Below are 6,381 nucleotides of genomic sequence, written 5' to 3' on the forward strand. Positions count from 1 at the left end.
GCTCGCCGGCGCCCAGCTTCCGGCGGTTGGCGGGGGGATGCAGGTCGTCGGCGTCGAGGAACAGGGCACCCGTCCGCTCGGCGATCGCGCGGGCGACGGTCGACTTACCGGCCCCGGACACCCCCATCACCACGATGTGCGCAACGGCCGCGGGCAACGGCTCTGCCCGATTCGGCACCGGCCCCGTCGGAGTCGCCACGGGCCTGTCAGATGGTGAAGGCCATCGACCCGAGGATCTTCCTGCCCAGGTCCTCGTCGCCACTGATCTCCACGCCGTTGCCGGGTTCGGCGGTGATCCTGCCGGTCGCCGCACGGACGAAGGTCGGGGTGTCGAACACCAGCTCGACCGTGGTCCGCGCGGAGTCGTCGACGTCCACGAGTCCCGCCCGGCCGGCGACCATCACGTCGACGGCCATCGGGAGATCGGTGTCGGACTCACCCGTGACCCGGAACCGGACGCGGGCGCCGTCCGGGGCGCCGGCCTTCTTGCCCACGGTCCGGGGGAGGGAGCGCACGATCTCGTCGAGGGCGAACCGCCCCGGGCCGCTGCCGAGGTGGTGTTGCATGCCGAGGGCGTGGCGGATGTCGTCCTCGTGGATCCAGCAGTCGAAGACGCGCACGCCCATGAAGCGACGGAACGGGACGCGACCGACGGGGGAGTCGGACTCGGCCTCGAACTGCTGCGGGGTCATCTCGGCGAGCTGTCCCGTGCGCTCGGCCACCGCCTCCCGGAAGTCCGCGAACGCGTCCTCGACCGCCAGCGGACGGGCCTCCTGCACGAACTTCTCGTTGAGCTCCCCGATGGGGTTGCGGACGTACTCGTCTGCCGAGGGCGGGAGGTCGACGTCCGGTACCGGTTCGCCCGAGAGCAGGTGCTCCGTTCCGGCGATGTGCGCCACCACGTCGCGGACGGTCCATCCGGGGAGGGCCGTGGGTGCGGCCCAGTCGTCTCTCTTCAGTCCCGCGAGGAGCTCGTCGAGGCGCTTCCATTGCTGGATCAGGTGGCGCACCTCGACGGGTGCGCTGCCGGTGGGTTCTGTGGTGGTGGCGTCGCGGCCCTCGGTCTCCATGGTCACCAGGCTACTGCCGCGGTGGGGACGGACCCGGCCACTTGACCGTTAGCGTCCTGCGGCGGACCCCGCGAGGACGACACCGGTCATGAAGTCGTGGAATCGCGACGGCTCGTCCAGATGCGGGGTGTGTCCGGATTGGGGGAAGACCACCAACTCCTTGACCGGGGCGTCCAGCACCTCGAACCACTCCCGGGCGAGGTCGGAGCGGCCCGGGGACTCGAACTCGCCGAGCACTACGAACACCGGGATTTCCAACCGGGGGACGTCCCGGCGGAAGTCGATGTCCTGCAGTTGCGGGTAGAGGACCGAGAAGGTGTCGATGATCCCGCCCATGCCGCGGATCTGTTCGGTGAGGGTGTACTCCGGGGCCAACAGGCTGGCGGGGTACGCCGACGCCGGGTCGTAGTCCTGTCCGTGCGGGAACTCCCGGTACTCGGGATTGGTGGACAGGGCGTCCGGGTAGGCCAGCATGTCCTCGTAGGGGGGTGGGCCGTTCTCCCGCAGGCGCCGGGCGAAGTCGTCCTGGCCGGCCCGCTCGGCCCAGTCCAGGGTCTCGGCGTACATCCTGCGGTCGGTCTCCTGCTGGTCGACCATTTGCCCGGTGCCGATGAACGCGTGGTACTTCTCCGGTGCGCGCTGCGCGGCGAGCACTCCCAGGGTGGAGCCCCAGGAACTGCCCACCAGATAGATGCGCTCCTGCCCGAACCGCTCCCGCAGGTGGTCGGTGACCTCGAGCGTGTCGGAGATCATCTGCTCGACAGTCAGTGTGTCCGTCGGTTCCAGCGCGGACAGGGACTTGCCGGTCCCGCGCTGATCCCACACGGCCAGAACGAAGTCCTCCTCCAGGGGCTCTCCGGAGGCCCTCATCGCCCCGATGGCCGTGCCGCCGGGCCCGCCCTCCAGGAACAGCAGCACAGGGGCGTCGCGGTCGTGGCCCCGGAGCATCACCGCCTGATCGTGACCGCCGACCGGGAGGGTGATCAGCTCGGCCACACTGGTCGGTAGTTCGCGTCCGTCGGGTCCGGTGATCGGGGCGGTCGATGCCGGGCGGAGCAGGGCGACGGCGAGGACGACCACGGGCAGGGTCACCAGGACCGCTCCGAGTGCACGGAGCCGCCGGCTCGCCACCGACCGCCGGGGCCCGGTGACGGCGCGTCGCCGACGTCCGGCCGCGGCCCCCCACAGGGCGCCGACCGCCAGGGGGAGGCCCATCACCAGCAGGTCGAAGCCCCGCCCGACCACCAGTGCCATCGCCCCGTAGATGCTGCCGAGGTAGACCGCGTCGACAGTGGGCCCCTGCGCCGGGATCCGTGCCAGTTCGAAGGCGGTCAGGAAGGCGACCGGTGCCACGAGCGTGACCCAGCGGGTGGCGGAGAGAACGCCTGCCGCGGCGCCGAGTCCGAGGCAGACGAGCAGCATCGTCACGGAGTGGACTGTGGTGACCGGGCCGCGGGGCAGGACCACGCCCGTCACGAGACCGGCCACGGCGATCGCTACCGCGACCGCGGCGAGGACGAGCCACAGGGGTCGGTTCGAAGGTCGAGGAGGAGGAGTCATCGCGGGTCCCGGTCGGTCGATCGTGCGAAAATAGCAGATCAGACGTGCCCGGAAGGGCTGTTCGGAACACGAAGAGGTCACGGGTCCGGTCGCCTCGACGACCCCGGCCCCGGCGCCGCTGTGGTGTGCGGACGCCGGGGCCGGCGATCAGGTCGTGCGGCGCGAGGTCAGAGTTCGCGCGCGGGACGGGCTGTGGCCCCCTCCGGGTCGTCGGGGTGACCGACGTAGTGCACGATGCTGGCGACGAGTCCGCCCCAGATCACGAGCAGGAACAGCACCATCATGATGATCGCGGGAGCGTCCATGGCTCAGGCCTCCTTGGGCGTGTGGGTGGGAGCCGGGTTCTCGTCGGGACGGGTGAGTCCCTCCTCGTAGCTGTAGTCGCTCGGGTCGTCGTCGACGCTCGGCGGCCCGTCGAGCTGGCGGGCCCCCCGCCAGGGCAGGGCCGACAGGACGATCGACAGGACGAGGATGGTCCCGATCATGCCCCAGCCCCAGACGCCCAGGATGGCGGCGTCGTATCCCTCGTAGGGCTCGGAGACGAGGGACATGATCTCGCGGATCAGGGCGTAACCCAGGACGATCGGCGTGATGACCGCCAGGCAGACGATCCAGAACGTGCCGACCTTCCACGAGGACACCGAGTTGAGGTGGTCGCGCAGTGTGGGGGCCAGCCGCATCACGAAGATCACCACGATGAGGGCGATGAGGGTGATGCCGACGATGCCGAGGCTGTTGACGAACTTGTCCATCACATCGAGGTTCTGCAGCCCGGTCTCGGTGGGCATGAGCAGGATCGAGGCGACCGCCATCGGGATGCCCACGGCCAGCACCGAGACGGTGCGGCTGCTGCCCATCTTGTCCTGGAAGGACGAGATGACCACCTGGACGATCGAGATGAGCGAGGTGATGCCGGCCAGGATGAGGCAGATGAAGAAGACCACGCCCCAGATGGGGCCGCCGGGCATCTGCGAGATCAGAGCCGGGAAGGCGATGAACGCCAGACCCGGACCGCCGCCGACGTCCTCCCAGCCGGCGCCCGCCGACGTGGAGACGAGGAAGCCGAGCGTGGCGAACACGCCGATGCCCGCGAGGACCTCGAAGGCGGAGTTGGAGAAGCCCACGACCAGGCCGGAGCTCGTGAGGTTGGACTTGCGCTTGAGGTAGGACGAGTAGGTGAGCATGATGCCGAAGCCGACCGAGAGGGAGAAGAAGATCTGGCCGTAGGCCGCGATCCACACGCTCGGCTCGGTGAGCACGCCCCAGTCCGGGGTGAAGAAGTTGTTGAGGCCGTCCATCGCGCCGTCGAGGAAGAGCGAACGTACGACGAGGGCGGCGAAGAGTGCCACCAGGAGCGGGACGAAGAGCAGCGCGGTCCGGCCGATGCCGTTCTGGACGCCCGCGAGCAGGACCCCGAGCGTGACGATCCACACGACCACCAGGACGAGCGCGATGCCCGGGACGAAGTCGATCCCGAACCCGCTGCCGGCGCGGAGGAAGTCCTCGGCGAAGAACGTGGCCGACTCCTCGTACGTCTGCCCCCAGCGTTCGTCGACGGAGAACCACGCGTAGCAGGCCGCCCAGGCGATGATCACCGCGTAGTAGACCGCGATGACGAAGGACACCAGGACCTGGATCCAGCCGATCGGCTCGGCGAAGCGGTTCATCCGTCGGAAGCTCAGGGGGGCGGAACCGCGGAAGCGGTGCCCGATGGCGTAGTCGAAGAACAGCAGCGGGAGACCCGCGGTGAGCAGTGCCACGAGGTAGGGGAGCAGGAAGGCGCCGCCGCCGTTGTCGTACGCGACGAAGGGGAAACGCCAGATGTTGCCGAGGCCGACGGCGGAGCCGATGGCGGCGAAGACGAAGACGGAGCGACGGGAGAATGTCTCTCTCGGTGTCACCCCACCTTGGGTGGGCGGGCTGGTCATGGTCGGCTCCTTGTCGGGCGATCGGGCGGCGGATCCGCCGGGTGTGACGGAACGACGATAGGTGTGGTCCCCACAACTCCCAACATCTAGTCGGCGGGTTGGGGTTTTGGTGACCATTTCGACGCATTCGCGGCACCTGATCGTGTTACTGGCGGGACTACAGTGACTTCATGAGGTCAATGCAGGTGAGACGGAGAGCGGGACGCGTGCTGGTCGCGGCCGCGCTCGTGGCGTCGATGGCGGGGGTGTCCACCCTCGTCGCCACCCCGACGTCGGCAGCCCCCGTGTCCTCTCCCGCCGAGGTGGTCCGCGAGACCGGGTCGTGGTTCGCGCACGGGTACACCCTCGACCTGCGAGCGGACGGGACGGGGATGCTGGCGGCCTGGGTCGGCGCGTTCGACGGCACCAGGGTGCAGGTGCGTCTGATCCCCGCTCCGGGTCCGGCGACGGTCGCCGAGGTGACCGCCGTCGAGACGGTCGGACGAGGGGGGTTGGCGCCCGACGAGCAACCGGGGATCGGCGGACTGGTCACGATCGCCGTCGGCGACGAGGTCCGGACGGCCCGCGTCGAGTGGTCGTCCGGGCCGCGCCGGCTGGCCGTCGACCTGTGCCCCACCGAGGGTCTCGACGCCGAGATGATGGCCGTTCTCCGGTGCGGCGCCTGACGGCTGTGCCGGGGCGTGGGAGGCGACGGCGACACGCCGTCGTCGGGCGGATCACCCCTGAGAACGAGATAACGATTCGGTAACATGGGTACCCCGAAACCTGAGGTGCCCCCCACCTGTGTATATGAGGGAACCATCAGCTCCGTATTGTGATCGGGCTCACGCGTCGGCCCCCTCGGGTAACCCCCGAACGGACGGCCGTACCCCCTCAAGCTGAGGGCTCCCTCAACTTCCTGTGGCAGTCTGTGCCCTGCGTCGGACCAGCAACTGGTCTCGGCGTGGAGATGTCCCAGACGAAGTTGCCAAGGAGTTCCACACGTGACGATCGACGACCGCGACCTCACACCCCGCCCGCTCGAGACCGGACACGCGGCCCGCCGCCAGGCCCGCGCGCTCGCGGACGACCTGCGTGAGGGCACCGCCTACGCCCTCGCCTTCGGGGGACAGGGGATCGCGTGGCGCGACGCGTTGAGCGACCTCATCGACGGCACCGGGATCGGTCCCGAACTGCAGGACCTCGTCGACTCCTCCGTCGCCCTCACCGAGCCGGTCCACGACGAGATCGCGGTGGTCCGGCCCCACGGCTTCCGCCCCATCGAGTGGGCCAACACCACCACCGGCGAGGACGAGGACCACGGTGACCTCCCCGACGAGGCGTCGCTCTCCTCCGCCGCCGTCTCCCTGCCGGCCGTCCTGCTCACCCAGGTGGGCGCCGTCCGCGCGCTCGCCGCCGAGGGCTTCGACGTCAACGACACCGCCCCCGCCGCCGTGGTCGGACACTCCCAGGGCATCCTCGCCGTGGAATCGGTCGAGACCTTCGGGTCGATCGACGACCGCCTCCTGGCGATGGCCGAGCTCATCGGCGCCGCCGCCACCCTGATCGGACGCCGCACGGGCCTGATCCGCCGTGGCGAGGCCAGCCCCATGGTCGGCGTGTCGGGCATCGACGGCGCGCGACTGCGCGCCCTCGTCGACGAGGTCTTCTCCGCGGTCGACCCCGCACTGCGGCCGACCGTCTCCATCCGCAACGCGCAGCGCCGTCACGTCGTGGTGGGCCGTCCGGACGATCTCGAGGACCTGCGCCGTCACTGCGCGGACCTCGAGGCCGAGTCCCGCCGCCGTCGCGAGGCCAAGCTCACCGGCGGCGAGGTCTTCGCC

7 protein-coding genes are annotated in these 6,381 nt (G+C 70.0%); 2 read left to right on the forward strand and 5 right to left on the reverse strand.

From position 1 onward, the window contains the following. From G6017_RS06105 to G6017_RS06125, 5 genes are all read right to left on the reverse strand, one after another. Window positions 1-127: shikimate kinase (locus tag G6017_RS06105; protein WP_182616463.1), on the reverse strand; the 127-nt coding region annotated here is incomplete at its 3' end. 79 nt (window positions 128-206) lie between these two features. Next, complete coding sequence (locus tag G6017_RS06110) at window positions 207-1,070, reverse strand: maleylpyruvate isomerase family mycothiol-dependent enzyme (protein WP_179524860.1); 864 nt, start codon at window positions 1,068-1,070, stop codon at window positions 207-209. A gap of 48 nt (window positions 1,071-1,118) precedes the next feature. After that, window positions 1,119-2,558, reverse strand: a complete 1,440-nt coding sequence (locus tag G6017_RS17300; protein ID WP_182616457.1) for an alpha/beta fold hydrolase — start codon at window positions 2,556-2,558, stop codon at window positions 1,119-1,121. A gap of 239 nt (window positions 2,559-2,797) precedes the next feature. After that, window positions 2,798-2,935, reverse strand: coding sequence for a methionine/alanine import family NSS transporter small subunit (locus G6017_RS06120; RefSeq protein WP_179524862.1), 138 nt, complete (start codon window positions 2,933-2,935; stop codon window positions 2,798-2,800). A 3-nt stretch (window positions 2,936-2,938) separates the two neighbouring features. Next, the gene (locus G6017_RS06125; RefSeq protein ID WP_182616459.1) at window positions 2,939-4,558 is read right to left on the reverse strand and encodes a sodium-dependent transporter; all 1,620 of its coding nucleotides are present in this window, start codon (window positions 4,556-4,558) and stop codon (window positions 2,939-2,941) included. A 170-nt stretch (window positions 4,559-4,728) separates the two neighbouring features. Between G6017_RS06125 and G6017_RS06130 the strand changes: the two genes are divergently transcribed. After that, window positions 4,729-5,223 (forward strand): hypothetical protein, encoded by a 495-nt coding sequence (locus G6017_RS06130; protein ID WP_241731394.1) that lies wholly within the window; start codon window positions 4,729-4,731, stop codon window positions 5,221-5,223. A gap of 318 nt (window positions 5,224-5,541) precedes the next feature. Continuing rightward, a partial coding sequence (locus G6017_RS06135) for an ACP S-malonyltransferase (RefSeq protein ID WP_182616461.1) occupies window positions 5,542-6,381 on the forward strand: 840 nt, incomplete at its 3' end.

The sequence above is a fragment of the Dietzia sp. B44 genome (assembly GCF_014145245.1).
In the GTDB taxonomy this organism is placed as follows: domain Bacteria; phylum Actinomycetota; class Actinomycetes; order Mycobacteriales; family Mycobacteriaceae; genus Dietzia; species Dietzia natronolimnaea.